The organism is Magnetococcales bacterium, assembly GCA_015231925.1.
Classification (GTDB): Bacteria; Pseudomonadota; Magnetococcia; order Magnetococcales; family JADGAQ01; genus JADGAQ01.
Genome location: JADGAQ010000105.1, coordinates 1 through 14,333 on the forward strand (window position 1 = coordinate 1; position 14,333 = coordinate 14,333).

General features: G+C 62.2%; 18 protein-coding genes. 8 read left to right on the forward strand and 10 right to left on the reverse strand.

Going from position 1 to position 14,333, the window contains the following annotated elements:
• Nucleotides 1-210: 210 nt before the first annotated feature.
• Nucleotides 211-1,056 carry a deoxyribonuclease IV gene (gene nfo, locus HQL56_12100; GenBank protein ID MBF0310259.1) on the reverse strand — a complete coding sequence of 282 codons (846 nt, stop codon included), beginning with the start codon at nucleotides 1,054-1,056 and terminating at the stop codon, nucleotides 211-213.
• 189 nt (nucleotides 1,057-1,245) lie between these two features.
• Between nfo and HQL56_12105 the strand changes: the two genes are divergently transcribed.
• Nucleotides 1,246-1,578 carry a DUF302 domain-containing protein gene (locus HQL56_12105; protein ID MBF0310260.1) on the forward strand — a complete coding sequence of 111 codons (333 nt, stop codon included), beginning with the start codon at nucleotides 1,246-1,248 and terminating at the stop codon, nucleotides 1,576-1,578.
• Between the two features lie 84 nt (nucleotides 1,579-1,662).
• On the opposite strand, the gene HQL56_12110 is transcribed toward HQL56_12105, so the two are convergent.
• From HQL56_12110 to tsaE, 7 genes are all read right to left on the reverse strand, one after another.
• Entirely contained in the window at nucleotides 1,663-2,001 is a 339-nt protein-coding gene (locus HQL56_12110) for a P-II family nitrogen regulator (GenBank protein MBF0310261.1), read from the reverse strand.
• A gap of 72 nt (nucleotides 2,002-2,073) precedes the next feature.
• Nucleotides 2,074-3,699, reverse strand: a complete 1,626-nt coding sequence (locus HQL56_12115) for a citramalate synthase (GenBank protein ID MBF0310262.1) — start codon at nucleotides 3,697-3,699, stop codon at nucleotides 2,074-2,076.
• 83 nt (nucleotides 3,700-3,782) lie between these two features.
• Nucleotides 3,783-5,024, reverse strand: coding sequence for an aspartate kinase (locus HQL56_12120; protein MBF0310263.1), 1,242 nt, complete (start codon nucleotides 5,022-5,024; stop codon nucleotides 3,783-3,785).
• Between the two features lie 44 nt (nucleotides 5,025-5,068).
• Entirely contained in the window at nucleotides 5,069-5,716 is a 648-nt protein-coding gene (locus HQL56_12125; protein ID MBF0310264.1) for a protein-L-isoaspartate O-methyltransferase, read from the reverse strand.
• Nucleotides 5,717-5,782: 66 nt separating this feature from the next.
• Entirely contained in the window at nucleotides 5,783-6,493 is a 711-nt protein-coding gene (locus HQL56_12130; GenBank protein ID MBF0310265.1) for a nucleotidyltransferase family protein, read from the reverse strand.
• Nucleotides 6,494-6,507: 14 nt separating this feature from the next.
• Entirely contained in the window at nucleotides 6,508-7,494 is a 987-nt protein-coding gene (locus HQL56_12135; protein MBF0310266.1) for a phosphotransferase, read from the reverse strand.
• The gene (gene tsaE, locus HQL56_12140) at nucleotides 7,484-8,155 is read right to left on the reverse strand and encodes a tRNA (adenosine(37)-N6)-threonylcarbamoyltransferase complex ATPase subunit type 1 TsaE (GenBank protein MBF0310267.1); all 672 of its coding nucleotides are present in this window, start codon (nucleotides 8,153-8,155) and stop codon (nucleotides 7,484-7,486) included. The genes HQL56_12135 and tsaE overlap by 11 nt, the downstream gene beginning before the upstream one ends.
• Between tsaE and HQL56_12145 the strand changes: the two genes are divergently transcribed.
• From HQL56_12145 to HQL56_12160, 4 genes are all read left to right on the forward strand, one after another.
• Entirely contained in the window at nucleotides 8,141-8,392 is a 252-nt protein-coding gene (locus HQL56_12145) for a hypothetical protein (GenBank protein ID MBF0310268.1), read from the forward strand. The two genes, tsaE and HQL56_12145, sit on opposite strands and share 15 nt — an antisense overlap.
• A 2-nt stretch (nucleotides 8,393-8,394) precedes the next feature.
• Nucleotides 8,395-9,180 (forward strand): spermidine synthase, encoded by a 786-nt coding sequence (locus HQL56_12150; protein ID MBF0310269.1) that lies wholly within the window; start codon nucleotides 8,395-8,397, stop codon nucleotides 9,178-9,180.
• A 9-nt stretch (nucleotides 9,181-9,189) separates the two neighbouring features.
• Nucleotides 9,190-9,768 (forward strand): hypothetical protein, encoded by a 579-nt coding sequence (locus HQL56_12155; GenBank protein MBF0310270.1) that lies wholly within the window; start codon nucleotides 9,190-9,192, stop codon nucleotides 9,766-9,768.
• A gap of 94 nt (nucleotides 9,769-9,862) precedes the next feature.
• A complete protein-coding gene (locus HQL56_12160; protein ID MBF0310271.1) occupies nucleotides 9,863-10,393 on the forward strand; it encodes a hypothetical protein in 531 nt (176 codons plus the stop codon).
• A gap of 136 nt (nucleotides 10,394-10,529) precedes the next feature.
• On the opposite strand, the gene HQL56_12165 is transcribed toward HQL56_12160, so the two are convergent.
• Both HQL56_12165 and HQL56_12170 read right to left on the reverse strand, forming a co-directional pair.
• Entirely contained in the window at nucleotides 10,530-11,084 is a 555-nt protein-coding gene (locus HQL56_12165) for a hypothetical protein (protein ID MBF0310272.1), read from the reverse strand.
• Nucleotides 11,085-11,146: 62 nt separating this feature from the next.
• Nucleotides 11,147-11,770, reverse strand: coding sequence for a hypothetical protein (locus HQL56_12170; protein MBF0310273.1), 624 nt, complete (start codon nucleotides 11,768-11,770; stop codon nucleotides 11,147-11,149).
• Nucleotides 11,771-11,946: 176 nt separating this feature from the next.
• On the opposite strand from HQL56_12170, the gene mnmA reads away from it, so the two are divergent.
• Genes mnmA through HQL56_12185 form a run of 3 tightly spaced genes read left to right on the forward strand, consistent with a single transcriptional unit; the run spans nucleotide 11,947 to nucleotide 13,979 of the window.
• On the forward strand, nucleotides 11,947-12,987 hold the full coding sequence (gene mnmA, locus HQL56_12175) for a tRNA 2-thiouridine(34) synthase MnmA (protein MBF0310274.1): 1,041 nt from the start codon (nucleotides 11,947-11,949) through the stop codon (nucleotides 12,985-12,987).
• Nucleotides 12,988-13,034: 47 nt separating this feature from the next.
• Entirely contained in the window at nucleotides 13,035-13,520 is a 486-nt protein-coding gene (locus HQL56_12180; protein ID MBF0310275.1) for a cyclic nucleotide-binding domain-containing protein, read from the forward strand.
• Between the two features lie 18 nt (nucleotides 13,521-13,538).
• Nucleotides 13,539-13,979, forward strand: a complete 441-nt coding sequence (locus tag HQL56_12185) for a cyclic nucleotide-binding domain-containing protein (protein ID MBF0310276.1) — start codon at nucleotides 13,539-13,541, stop codon at nucleotides 13,977-13,979.
• The last annotated feature ends 354 nt before the right edge of the window (nucleotides 13,980-14,333 follow it).

The window sequence follows — 14,333 nt, forward strand, 5'->3', positions numbered from 1 at the left end:
CGGATGGGGGGATGAGGCCCCCCCTTGCCCCCCCGCGGTCCGCAGCGGGTCGTCGGTATCGTGCGAGTGGTAAACTGGTACGCTTTCATTTGATGCTGCGGACCGCTTACGGACACGTCAACAGATAAAACCTTGGGGCTCCGCCCCAAACCCCGCCGGGGGCGATAATCGCCCCCGGACCCCCGTATGACTGAAAAGATTAATCCCCCTCTATCCCTCCGCCAAGGCGTAAAGCCGGCGTATCTCCTCGGGCCACAGGGTTTCATCAACGGTTTCCAGAATCAGGGGAATCTCCTCCAGACGGGGATCCCGCACCATGCGGCCAAAAGGCTCCCAGCCCAGATGGCCCATGCCCAGACTGGCATGGCGATCCACCCGCGCCCCCAGAGGCGGTTTGGAGTCGTTGAGGTGCATGCCCTTCAGGTAGCGGAAACCCACCACCGCCTCGAACTCGGCCATGGTGCGGTCATAGTCCTGCTCCGTTCGCAGATCGTAACCCGACGTGAAGAGATGGCAGGTATCGAGACAAACCCCGATGCGCTCCGGCAGGGCCACCTCCGCGATGATGCGGGCCAGATGCTCGAAGCGGAATCCCAGTTGCGTGCCCTGCCCGGCGGTATTTTCGATCACCGCCACCACGCCACGGGTCTGATCCAAGGCACGGGAAACCCCTTCGGCAATGCGGAGCAGACACTCCTCCTCGGAAACCTCGCCCAAATGGGCCCCCGGATGGAAATTGAGCCGGTCCAAACCCAACACCTCGCAGCGTTTCATCTCCTCGGCAAAGGCGGCCCAGGACTTTTCCCGCTCTTCGCGACGGGGATGGCCCAAATTGATCAGGTAGCTGTCGTGGGGCAGGACGTGACAGGGCAGGAAGCCCCCTTTTCCCAGATTGGCGCGAAACGCCGTCACCTGGGCCTCCGTCAGGGGCGGCGCCTGCCACTGGCGTTGATTTTTGGTGAACAAGGCAAAGGCTTTGGCCCCGATGGCAACGGCATTGCCGGGAGCCTTGTCCACCCCTCCGGCAGCGCTGACATGCGCTCCGATGCGTTTCATCGGCACCCCCTCCGACAAATAACTTTTTCCCCTGGCGGAACTTGTCTCGTAGGGAGCAGTCTGTGTAACATTTCCTCAAGTTTCCTTTTCCTGCCCTCTTGCCCCGAGGACCACGACGTGACGACTTTCGAAGATCCGATTTCCATCGTTCGGCCTTCCCCCCTCTCCTTCAGCGATACCGTCGAGGCCATGCGCAAGGCCCTCGCGGAACAGGGCTTCGGAATCATGGCGGAGATCGATGTCGCCACCACCCTCAAGAACAAGATCGGCGCGGAGATTCCCGCCACGGTAATCCTCGGGGCCTGCAACCCCCCCCTGGCGCATCGCGCCCTGACGGCGGTGCCGGATGTGTCGGTGCTGTTGCCGTGCAATGTCGTGGTGCGGGAAAAGGACGGACGGATAGAGGTCGCGGCGATCAACCCGCTGGTTATGGTCTCGGTCTTTCGGGACAACGCCGAACTGCTCGCCGTGGCGCAGGAAGCGGACAGCCGCATCCGCAAGGCCATGAAAACACTGGAGTAATCCAAAACGAAACCGACCTCCGGGCCTCTTCCGGCCCGGAGGTCGTGGTCCGACTTTCCGGCGTGATCCGGATCCGGGAAAATTCTACAAAGCGGCGGTATCCCGTTCACCGGTACGAATGCGCACGGCGGTTTCCACCGGGGTCACGAAGATCTTGCCGTCACCGATGCGCCCGGTGCGAGCCGCCTGCTCGATGGCCTCGATGGCCCGTTCCACCAGACTCTCTTCCAGCACCACCTCCACCTTCAACTTGGGCAGGAAGTCCACCACGTATTCCGCCCCGCGGTAAAGCTCGGTATGGCCCTTTTGCCGTCCGAAACCACGAACCTCGGTGATGGTGATGCCCTGGACCCCCACCTCCGACAAGGCTTCTTTCACGTCGTCCAGCTTGAAAGGTTTGATGATCGCCTCGATCTTCTTCATCGAACCGCGCACTCCTTAGGCAGTTGCAAAATCGGATGGATGCTCCCTTTTTCCCTCAGACCGAGCCGGCTGTCAACCTTGCTCGTGCGTCGCACTCACCGGAACCACCCGGTCCCGGACCAGCTTGTAGGTCATTCCGTCGGCAATGGCATCGTAGGAAGCGGCGATGATGTGGTCCGAAACCCCCACCGTGCCGAAGTGGTACTCCCCGTCGGCCCACTCGACGAGAACCCGAACGATGGCGTCGGTACCGCCCTTGTCCAGAATGCGCACCTTGTAGTCCGTCAGCTCAAGCTCTTTGACCGGTTGACCATAATAGGGAAACAGGGCCTGTTGCAAGGCATGATTAAGCGCGTCCACCGGACCGTGACCCTCGGCGAACTGTTGCACCACCTGCCCGGCCACCTCGATCTTGACCAAACCCTCGGAGGTGTAGTGCCGACTGCCGCTGTCCAACTGACGTCGTTCGTCGATGACCCGGAATCCCAGGGGTGTGAAATAGTCGGGCAGCAGGCCGAAGGCCTTGCGAGCCCGCAACTCGAAGGAGGCGTCGGCCCCTTCGAACTGGTAGCCCTGATGTTCCAGCTCCTTGATTTCGTTCAGCAGCGCCGACAGCTTCGGATCCCCGGACTCCACATCGTGAATGCCCACATCCTTGAGTTTGGCCAACAGGTTGCTGCGTCCCGACTGGTTCGATATCAGGATGCGCTGTTCGTTGCCCACGCGATGGGGATCGATGTGTTCGTAGGTGCGGGACTCCTTCTGAATGGCCGAAACGTGGATGCCCCCCTTGTGGGCGAAGGCCGACTGGCCGACATAGGCCTGATTGCGCTGCGTGGGGCGATTGGCCATTTCGTTGACGAAACGGCTCAGGGAGACCAATCCCTTCAGGCGAACCTCATCCACCCCCAGCCGCCGCCCCATCTTGATGCTCAGATTGGGGATCAGGGAGATCAGATTGGCGTTACCGCAACGCTCGCCCAGGCCGTTGATGGTGCCCTGCACCTGTACCGCGCCGGAGCGCACCGCCGCCAGACTGTTGGCCACCGCCAGTTCCGCGTCGTTGTGGCAATGGATGCCGACGGGCAGGCCCAGCTCCGCCACCTTGCGGGTGATGCGCTCCACCTCCTCCACCAGGCTGCCCCCGTTGGTATCGCACAGCACCACCCGGTCCGCGCCCCCCTCACGGGCGGCGTTGACGCATTTCATGGCGTAGTCGGCGCTGGCCTTGTAGCCGTCGAAAAAGTGTTCGGCATCGAAAAAGACCCGGTCCACCCGTGGCTTCAAGAAAACCATGGTGTTGTAGATCAGGTCGAGATTCTCCTCCAGGGAGATACCCAGGGCCATGTGGACATGCAGATCCCAGGACTTGCCGAACACGGTCAAAACCGGGGTATCCGCATCCAGCAGCGCCTTGAGCAGGGAGTCCTGATCCGCCCGCAGATGGGGACGGCAGGTGGCGCCGAAGGCGGCCAACACCCCCTTGGAGAGGCCCAGCTCGGGAACCCGGCGGAAAAAGGCCACATCGGTGGGATTGGCCCCCGGCCACCCCCCTTCGATGAAGTCGATACCCATCTCGTCCAGACGCCGGGCGATTCGCAGCTTGTCCTCGACGGAAAAATGCACCCCTTCGCTCTGGGCGCCGTCCCGCAGAGTGGTATCGTAAAGTTCGACGTATTCGTCCCGATCCCGCTGCATCGCTCGTATCCCGTTTTCCCCAAAGCAGAAAGGGCGGCCCGTGGCCGCCCTCGTTCCACATCGCTTTCGAATCGAACGCCGACTCAGGTGCGAACCCGATCCCCCTGTTCCTGATCCAGATCGAAGGTTTCGTGCAGGGTACGCACCGCCAGCTCGGTGTATTTGTCCTCGATGATCACCGAAATCTTGATTTCGGAGGTGGAGATCATCTGGATGTTGATGCCTTCCCGGGCCAGGGCCACGAACATGCGTTTGGCCACGCCCGAGTGGGAGCGCATGCCCACGCCTACGGCGGAGACCTTGGCGATCTCCTTGTTGCCCCGCACCTCTTTGGCTCCGACGCTGCCACGAACGGCTTCCAGCACCTGCATGGCCTTGCCGTAGTCCCCACGGGGCACGGTGAAGGAGAGGTCGGTGGTCTCGCCCGAGGGGGAGACGTTCTGGATGATCATGTCCACGTTGATGTTGGCATCGGCCAGGGAGCCGAAAATCGCCGCCGCCACACCCGGACGATCCGGCACGGACATCACGGTGATCTTGGCTTCATCCCGATTGCTGGTAATGCCCGAGACAACCACACGTTCCATATCTTCGGTTTCTTCCGTCAACATCGTACCCGTTCCTTCCTCCAGGGAAGAGAGAACTCTCAAGGGAACCTTGTATTTTTTGGCCAACTCCACGGAGCGGATCTGCAACACCTTGGCGCCGAGGGAGGCCATTTCCAGCATCTCGTCGTAGGAGATGCGATCCATTTTGCGGGCTTTGGGCACCATGCGGGGATCGGCGGTGTAGACCCCGTCCACGTCGGTGTAGATGTCGCAGCGATCGGCATGAAGCGCCGCCGCCAGAGCCACGCCCGAGGTATCCGATCCCCCCCGGCCCAGGGTGGTGATGTTGCCGTCCGGGTCGATGCCCTGGAATCCGGCCACCACCACGATTCGGCCCGCTTCCAGATCCTGCCGGATGCGGGTGGGTTCCACCTCGCGGATGCGGGCCTTGCCGAAGGCCGAGTCGGTCAGAAAGCGCACCTGCCAGCCCAGGTAGGAGACGGCGGGAACCCCCTGCTCCTGAATGGCCATGGCCACCAAACCGATGGAGATCTGTTCACCCGCCGAAACCACCACGTCATATTCGCGGGTGTTGGTGTATCCCGGAAGGCCGTCGGTCAGACCGACCAGACGGTTGGTCTCGCCGGACATGGCCGAGACCGCAACCACCACCTGATGGCCGTTGCGATACTCCGCTATGGCCTTGGAGGCCACGTTACGGATGCGTTCGATATTGGCAACCGATGTTCCGCCAAATTTCTGTACGATGAGGCTCACGGATCGGACTCACACTTCGTCAGTTCATGGAGAAGGAGCGAACGTCACAACTGGAAAGCTTTTTTATCCTCGAAACCGGGCAAAACGGGAGCCTGGGTTTCGAACAACCGCTCCGGGAAATCGCTGCGCACCCGGCCCACCAGACGCACCACCTGCATGACCCGGTCCCCCGTCTTGCCGAGGATGGCCACCAGCCGACCCTGGTCGGCCAGCAGGCCGACCGCCTTGCTGGGCACCACGGGCACCGCGCCGCAGAAGAGAATCGCATCGAAGGGAGCCGCCTCGGCCCAGGCCAACTCCATGCTGGCGATTTTCCATTCGACCGCCATGCCGCGCGTCAGTTCCTGACCGCGTGCCGCCAGGGCCGTATCGCTTTCCAGGGCGAAAACCCGCGCCCCGACACGCGCCAGCACCATGGCTTCGTACCCGGTGCCCGCGCCCACCACCAGCACCTTTTGGCCGGGCAGCACCTGCATGGCCTGAATCATCAGGGCCGATTGCACCGGTTTGAGAATGCAGCGCGCATCCCCCAAAGGCACGGCGTAATCGGAATAGGCCACCTCCTGATAGCGGGGATCCACGAAGGATTCCCGGGGAATGGTCCGCACCGACTCCAGCAGGGACTCGTCATAGACCCGGTTGGGCACCAGTTGGGATTGAACCATGTTCACCCTGGCAGCGGAAAAATCCATGCGCAATCTCCCCTCAAAGTCGTTCAGGACACAGGGCCAAGCTCCACCCTTTCATAAACCATCGCGTCACGAAATGCAACTTTCTGCGGTCGCAAATGCGGGAAGACGGGAATTCCATGTCTCCCGCGCCATTTCCAACCTCTCCGGCGTGCCGACATCGAACCAGGTGCCGTGCAGGGGCACCCCGAGAAGTCGCCCCGAGGCCATGGCCCGGTCATAAAAGCGGTTCAGGGAGAAGGGTTCCACCACATAATCCCGCAACGCCGCCGGGGAGAGAACCTGCAAACCGCTGTAGGTGTAACCGTGGGCGCCTTCCCCCTCCCGGATGCGGCACAGTCCGCCCGTATCGAGGAGATGGAAGTCGGGCTTCTGCCAGGGTCGGGCGGCAATCAGCCCCAACCGGCCATCCAGGGCGCCGGGATCGAAATCGCGCCACAAGGGGCGGGGATCGAAATCCCAGAGAATGTCCCCGTTGACGGCGAAAAACGGCTCCTCCCCCAACAACGGCAGGGCGTTGCACACCCCACCCCCGGTCTCCAGCAGCGTCTCCTCCACCAGGAAACGGATGGTCAATCCCCAGGATGTACCATCCCCGACGGTGCGGATCAAGGTTTCCGCCAGATGGTGGGCGTTGACGATCACCTCCCGGATGCCCAACGCGGCCAGACGCTCCAGGGTATGGAAGATGACCGGCTTGCCGGCCACTTCGATCAGCGGTTTGGGCAGGGTCCGGGTCAACTCCCCCAGTCGGGTGCCGCGACCGGCGGCCAGTATCATGGCGCGGCGCACGGCTAGCCCGCCGTCGGCCCGTAAAGGGCGATCAACTGGGCCAGTTCATCCAGCTCCGCATGGCGCGACAGGGTCTCCCTGACATAACCCAGGGTGCGGGGAATGTCGTTGAGATAACCGTGTTTGCCGTCCCGCAGCGAAAGCCTGCCGAAAATACCCACCGCCTTCAGATTGCGCTGCACCGCCATCCAGTCGAAATCGCGCTGCAGCTCCTCCCACTCCCCGTTGTACAGACCCCGTTCCCGGGCCCCCTCGTACCAGTAGGTCATCACCTGCTTGCGGAAGGGAGCCTCCCAGGCCACGTAACAATCCCGCAGCAGGCTGGCCAGATCGTAGGTCACCGGTCCCATGACCGCGTCCTGAAAGTCGATGATGCCCAACTCGCCGTCCGGGCGCACCATCAGGTTGCGGGAGTGGTAATCCCGATGCACGAAACCGGTCTTCTGCTGCAGCACCCCGTCCAAAAGGCGGTGAAAGACCGAATCGAAGCGCTGCCGGTCACCCGGCGAAATCTGACGCTTCAGGATGCCTTCCAGATACCAGTCGGTGAACAGGGCCAGCTCCCGACGCTGCATGTCCCGGTCGAAGGGCCGCCGATGGGCGATGCTGGTCAGATCGACCGGGGTGGATTGCATGGCCAGCAGCCAATCCACGGCCCGCCGGTAGTGGGGCCAGGGATCCTGCCCCGCGTCGATGGCCTTGAGCAGGGTCATGTCGCCGAAATCGTCCAGCAGGAAATAGCCCGTGGCGAAATCCCCTTCCAGCACCCGTGGCACCGGAATATCGAAACGCCGCAGAAAATGCGAGATATCCACGAAGGGGTGCGAATCCTCCTTGTCCGGAGGCGCCTCCATCAGGATCCAGTTCTCCCCGTCCCGCTCCACGCGATAGTAGTGCCGGAACGAGGCATCCCCCGACACCGGGGTCACCTTGGGACGCATGCCCAGAACCCGCTCCAGAAAAGGCCATCCGCTGGCTTCAAGTTCCATATTCCCTCCTCAACCGACCCAACGCCTGCCGTGCAATCTCTCCAATGGCCGAAAAGCGAAGTATGCGCTCATCCTCCCTGTCCGGGGAAGGGGCGGCCATCGCCACTTCCAAACGTTCCGGCGGCAGCCAGTCGCCCCCGTTGCCGGGCCACTCGACCAGGCAAACCCCCTGCCCGTCCATCCAACTCTCCCCGCCGATGACCGCCAGTTCGTCCGGGTCCGCCAGGCGATAGAGATCCAGATGATATACCGGAAGCCGTCCGCTCTCATAGAGATTCATCAGGGTGAAGGTGGGGGAAGGCAGCCAATCCTCCGCCACCCCGAGCCCGCGCATCACGCCTCGGGCGAAAACGCTCTTGCCCGCCCCGAGATCCCCCTCCAGGGTGATCAGGCAGCCTTTGGTCAGACATTGACCCAGTCGATAGCCCCAGAGACGGGTCTCCTCTTCCGAGAGACTGGTCAACGGCCAGGAAGGTGTTACTCTTGAGGGAGAATGGATCGCTTGCACCGGGATATCCGCATGGTCTGGAAAATTCTGTTGCCCATCGTGGTCGTGGGGCTCATCTACCTGTGGGGTCGCCACCACGGGCGTCGCGCCGCCAACGCCCCCGCCCCGCCCCCGTGGAAGCCGCCCTCCGTCAGGGAGATGGCCCACGGGCATCCGCGACTCTTCGTGGCGGGAATTGTCCTGCTCACCGGCCTCGGCGTCTATGGCTGGCGTCATTACCAGCAGGCCCATGCCGTGGTCAAGGTGCGGGTCGTCAACACCACCACCCAGGAGGTTACCCTCTTTGAAGCCCCGCGCAACAGTGTGTTCCGCCGCACCTTCCACACCGTGGACGGGCGGCTGGTGACCCTTTCCGACGTGGAACGCATGGAAATCGAGTACCCGGAATAGCCATGGATACCCGCCGCATTCTGCACCGCGCCAAATGGGGGGACCGCATCCTGGTTGTCACCGAAGAGGGCCGGGAACGGCTGCTCTCCTTCGGCAACCACATGATCCAGAGCCGCATGGACATGGTCTGTCCCCATGCCCTGAGACTGCCTTATACCCGCTTTCTGCTGGGCTGTCTGCTGCTGCTGACCACCCCCCGCAAGGTGCTGATCTTCGGACTGGGAGGCGGATCCATGGTGCGTTTTCTGTTGCACCATTGTCCGGGCTGCCAGCTGGAGGTGGTGGAGCATTGCCCCGAGGTTCTCGATATCGCCCGGCGCTTCTTCCTGCTGCCGGATGACCCGAGACTCCTCATCCACCTCGCGGAAGGGGGCGATTTCCTGCTCGGTCTGCCCTCACCGCCACGGGAGGGGCGCTTCGACACCATCATTCTGGATGCCTTCGACCACCAGACCATGGCGGCCTCGGTCTACGCCCGCCACATCTTCCGGGTGGCGCGCCACAATCTGACCGCCAACGGCCTGCTGATCCTCAACCTCTCCAGTCGCATGGACGACTACTACCGCGCCATCATGCGGGAGCTGACGGAGATCTTCCCGGAATCCACCCTGCAGCTTCCCCTGCCCGGCAGTCACAACGTCATCGCCCTGGCCTTCAAGGGGGGTCTGCCCGCCAAAGGGGCCCTGCACCCTTCGGCCCACCTGAAACTCATGGCCGAGGCCATGGATATCGACTTTTTCGACATCTTTTCCCGTCTGGCACGAGCCAATCGCGAACTCTGGCATTAGGACACGCCCATGAGACGCTTCATACTGATCTTATTTCTGGCCGCCCTGGGATTGGTCGCCACCCTGTTCGGGTTGGGCCAGTGGCGGGATGGTTGGATCGTGCCCGCTCTTCTCGGAGAAGGGAAGGAGAGTTTCAAGACCCGACTCGATGCTCTGGAAGAGACCCTGAAACGCCAGCAATCGGCCCAATCCCAGGCCAGCCGCGAGGAGGTGAGTTCTCTGAAAGCCGAGTTGGCCGCTCTGCGCGAGGAACTGAACAGCCGACCGAAGCCCCCCGAACGAAAGATTCCCATCCCCCGACTGCTCTCCGGACGGATGGAAATCCTGAAAAGCCACCCCGATTGGCAACTGACCGACATTCTGGCCCGAGAGCGCACCTTGAAACAGCGCATCCCCTTCGACCCGCCCTTTGCCGGGCCGCCCAAGGTGATGCTGAGCCTGACCTCCCTGGAACACAGCGGTGCGGATCTCTATCTGACCACCACGGCGGAGGAGATCGGCCCCGACGGTTTCACCCTGGTGGTCCGCAACCGCTCCGAGTCCCGCCTGCCCCGGGTCACCCTGGACTGGCTGGCGCTCGGGTCGTAACGGATCGTCTCATTCCTTGACCCCGGGAACAACTCCATGATTCCCTTGGTCCAAGCAAATCTTACGAACCCCTCGCCCTTTGGGAGGCAATACGATGTCGCACCGTTTCGTGAAATCGGTTCTGGGCCTGACCATGCTGGCAGCCGCCGCGTTGGCGGTGCCGTCCACCTCGGAAGCCTTCTGGTGGCCGGGCTCCGGCTGGGGTGGACCCGGCTGGGGCGGTCCCGGCTGGGGTGGACCCGGCTGGGGCGGTTATGCCCCTTACGGCTATCCCTACAATCCCTGGTACGGCCCCGGATACGGGTACGGCTACGGCCATCCGGGATACGGCTACGGCTATCCGGGCGGTTGGGGCAGCCCCTACGGCTACGGCGCCGCCTTCACCCCTCCTCCCGGCGCCATGCTCAGCCCGCAGCAGATTCAAAGCCTCAAGGCCGGTCTGGGGGTCAAACCCAACCAGGAAGCCGCATGGAACGATCTGGTGGCCGCCGTGCGCAATCTGAAGCCCGGCGAGAGCCTCTCCGCCTCCAAATCCGTGCAGAAGGCCTACGACACCCTCCTGGCCCAACTGGATCCGGAGCAGAAGAAGAAAGCGGAGTCTTTCAAAGCCTCCATCATCTGGTAGTACCCCTGCGCCACAAAAAAAAGCGGGAGGAACCATCGGTTCCTCCCGCAACCCACATCGACCGCCGCCCGATTGTATGGGCTTTTTGTCGGCTCACTTGCCTTGCCTGAGAGAGAAGGCGGCGGTTATCCCTGCCTCAGGCCGCCTCTTCGCGGCGATCCTGGTTCAGCTTCACGTATTGATCCACCACCCCCATCAATCCCCCCAGGATGTTGCCCAGGGGCGACTGCACCCGCTCCAGACGGGCCAACGCCTCTTCCAGAAAGGTGCGGATGAAACCGAGCTGGCTTTTGCGCGTCTTGGCCAGGTGAAGTTCCCAGCGGTTGAGCAGCGCCATCCAGGCTTGCAGGCTCAGGGCGCCCGCCGGCATATCGCGCTCCTCCTTGCCCGTCGGCAGGTAGAGGCGAATGGCCTCCAGCAGCGGCACCACACTTTCCAGACGTTCGGCCACCGCCGATTGCTGAATGGCCTCCAGGCTGCGATGGATGGCCGACTGGGCCAGATCCCGCTGGGGCCGCGCCGCCGCGCCGGTTCCCGGATGACGCCCGTCGGGCTGTTTTTCCGGCTCCTTGCGCAGCAGTTGCTCCGCAATTTGTTCCGCTACCTGTTTGCGATCCGACAGCGGCACACGCCGGGAGAGAGTGACCTTGTCCGGCAGATCGATTTTTTCACTATCCAAAAGGGATTTCATGCGGAGACCTTCCTGTGTAAACGGCAAAGCCGTGATGAAATGTCAAAGAGGCCATGTCGAACTCATTCCTTCTCTTTGAAACCGGAGAACGGCTGCGAAACCACCTTTTCGGGTTCCGCCCCCCAGGTCTGTATCAACCCCTCCTGGGCCGGGCTGACGGCAGCCGCAACCGGTTTCGCGCGATTCAGCGCATAAATTTGCATGCCGTAGCCCTGAGTCCCGGCCGTCGGTCGCAACACCCCGTCCGACTCTTTCGCCGACGGCGTGCCCTTTCGGGCCCCCGGTTCCCCGCCGGAGATGACGAACTCGGGCTCGACGGGTTTCGCGGACTGCTGACCGGGAGCCAGCTCTCCCAGAACATGACCGGTCAAGGTCTTGCCGCTGGTCTCCTGAACCACCGTATCCGCCGCCGCCATGCCAAGCCCGGCCATCCAACTTCCCGTCAAAGCGCCGTAAAAGGCACCACCGACCACCCGCGCCGCCCCCCCGATGCTCTCCCCCGATCCCGCCTGATAGATCGAGGAGATCAATGGCAGGTGTTGCAAGGGATTGACCATATCCAAAACATCGGCGAATCCCATCTGCTCCCCGCGCCATAAGGTGCCCGCAGGTCGTCTGCTCTCCCGTGGCGAGGCCTCGGGAACGTCAAAATTCGGCAGTGTCGCTGGCGCTTGAATCTCGGACATGGCAAAATTCCCCGTTCGTGAAAATGTAGTTTGCAACTCCGGTACCATATCTGTCGAAAACCTTCGAATCCGCCCGGCAGGGAGCCTTGCAGGGCTTCGCCCCAACTCCGGGAGATCCCCTTTCCATGACAGTGCCAAATATTTTCCATCGCAGCGGGATTCGGGTGGCGGTCGCCATGTCGGGCGGGGTGGACTCCTCCGTGGCCGCGGCGGTTTTGCAGCAGCAGGGCTTTCAGGTCTTCGGGCTGACCATGCACCTTTGGGATCAACCGCCGGCCTGTGGGACATCCCGCTCCTGCTGCACCCCCGAGGACGCCTACGATGCCCGTCGGGTGGCTCAGGTGCTGGATATCCCCTTTTACGTCATCGATTTTTCCGGCCTGTTTCGCCGTAGCGTGGTCCAACCCTTCATCGACGACTACGCCCGGGGGCGCACCCCCAATCCCTGCGTGCGATGCAACGAAACCCTCAAGTTCGATATCCTCCTCAACCGGGCCGGAGACCTGGGCGCCGATTTTCTGGCGACGGGGCATTACGTTCGCCTGGAGGAGTCCGCCGGGGGCCTGCAACTCCTTCGGGCGCGGGATCGCCGCAAGGATCAGAGCTACTTCCTCTTTTCCATTCCACGGGGGCAACTGCCCTTTCTGAAATTTCCCCTGGGCGGCATGACCAAGGCGGAGACCCGCGCCGTGGCCGCCCGGCTGGCTCTGCCGGTGGCCGAAAAGAGCGAAAGCCAGGATTGCTGTTTCGTGCCCGACGGCAATTACCCCGCCTTTTTCGCCAAGGAAGCGCCCGGCCAACTCACGCCGGGGGATATCGTCGATGCGGAGGGACGCCTCGTGGGGCGTCATGCCGGTATCGCCCTTTACACCATCGGCCAACGCAAGGGGCTGGGCATCGCCAGCTCCCGTCCGCTTTACGTCTCGGCCATCGACGCCGTGAACAACCGGCTGGTGGTGGGCCCCGAAGAGGCGCTCTACCGGCAGGAGCTTGAACTGGAAAGGGTCAACTGGCTGTTGGAAGAGGTACCCGTGACGCCCCTGGAGATCTCCGCCCGCATCCGCTACGGCGGCGAAGCCGAACCCGCCCGGCTCGCCCTGGGGCCCGACCGGACGGCCACCGTATCTTTCCGGGAGCCGCAACGGGCTATAACCCCGGGACAGGCTTGCGTTTTCTATCGGGAAGACCGCATTCTGGGGGGGGGCTGGATCGTCTGAACCGGCAGGTTGCCCCGAATAATCCGGTAAGCGGGGGAATGCGGCGCATGTTATTATTGAAATTGATCGACAAGATGGCTTTTTTCCAGCCCTTCACCTCCCAGGAACGGGATCTGCTGGTGGAGGGGGAATCCTACTTCGTCACCTATCCGCCCAAGACGACCTTCATACGCGAAGGCGCGGCCGATGACGCCATGTACATCCTGCTCAAGGGACGGGTGGCGGTGATGAAAAATGCCGATCCCGACCGACCCCTGGCGACCCTGGAACCCGGTGCCATCATCGGCGAACTCTCCTTTTTGACCGGCAAACCACGGGGAACCAACGTGGTCACCGCGGAAGAAGCCACCCTGTTCCGCCTGGACGGCGATTCCATGGCTGCTTTGGATTTTCGTATGCAGATCAAGGTCAAGGACCAGTTGATCCGGGTGCTGGTGGATCGGCTGGAACAGACCAATCAGACTCTGCTGCGTCAAAAGGAGATGAATCGCACCCTGGCGGAGGCCCTCTCCAAACTGCAACCTCATCTGTGACGCGGAAAGGATGACCCCATGCTCATGCTTGAGCTGATGGATTCGGTGCCCTTCTTCGACTCCTTCACCCTGGCTGAGAAAAAGTATTTCATCGAGGCCGACAGCTTCTTTGTCCACTTCGAACCCGGGGGATACCTGATTCGCGAAGGGGATGTGGAAGATTCCTCACTCTACATTCTGGTGCGCGGAGAGGTGCTGGTCACCCGCAACAGCCACCCCGACCATCCCCTGGCCCGATTGCGGGCCGGTGCGGTGCTGGGGGAGATCTCCTTTCTGACCCACCGCCCCCGCATGACCAACGTCAGGGCGCTGACCAAAACCATCGCCTTCCGCCTGGATGGTCATTCCCTGGAGCGGATGAGTCTGCCGTTGCAGGTGCGCATCAAGGATCAATTGATCACCATTCTGGTCAAACGGCTGGACGAAATGAACCTGGCCATGCTCTCCATGGTACGGTGAACCGGGGCGTGTTGACATTTGCCGGATTTTGGTTCCCGGCAAAGCGCAAGACGGTGAGGAAGCGGAATGTAGCTCGCCTACATGAGCATTCCGAACCGGATTGCGCCGCCGGGGGCCAAAAGATGGTGAATGTCGATACGCCCTAAGGAGTCAAGCAAAAACAACCTGCACATCTTGCTTGTCTTCAGACTCATATGCAGAGTTGTGAAAAGGGTTACATTTCGACATATGCGCCCCTTTTCACGCCTTGCTGATGAACCGAAATCCGGCGCAAGATGTGCGAGTTATTTCTGCTCGACTCCTAGGGCGTGTTGACATTTGCCAGATTTTGGTTCCTGGCAAGGCGCAAGACGG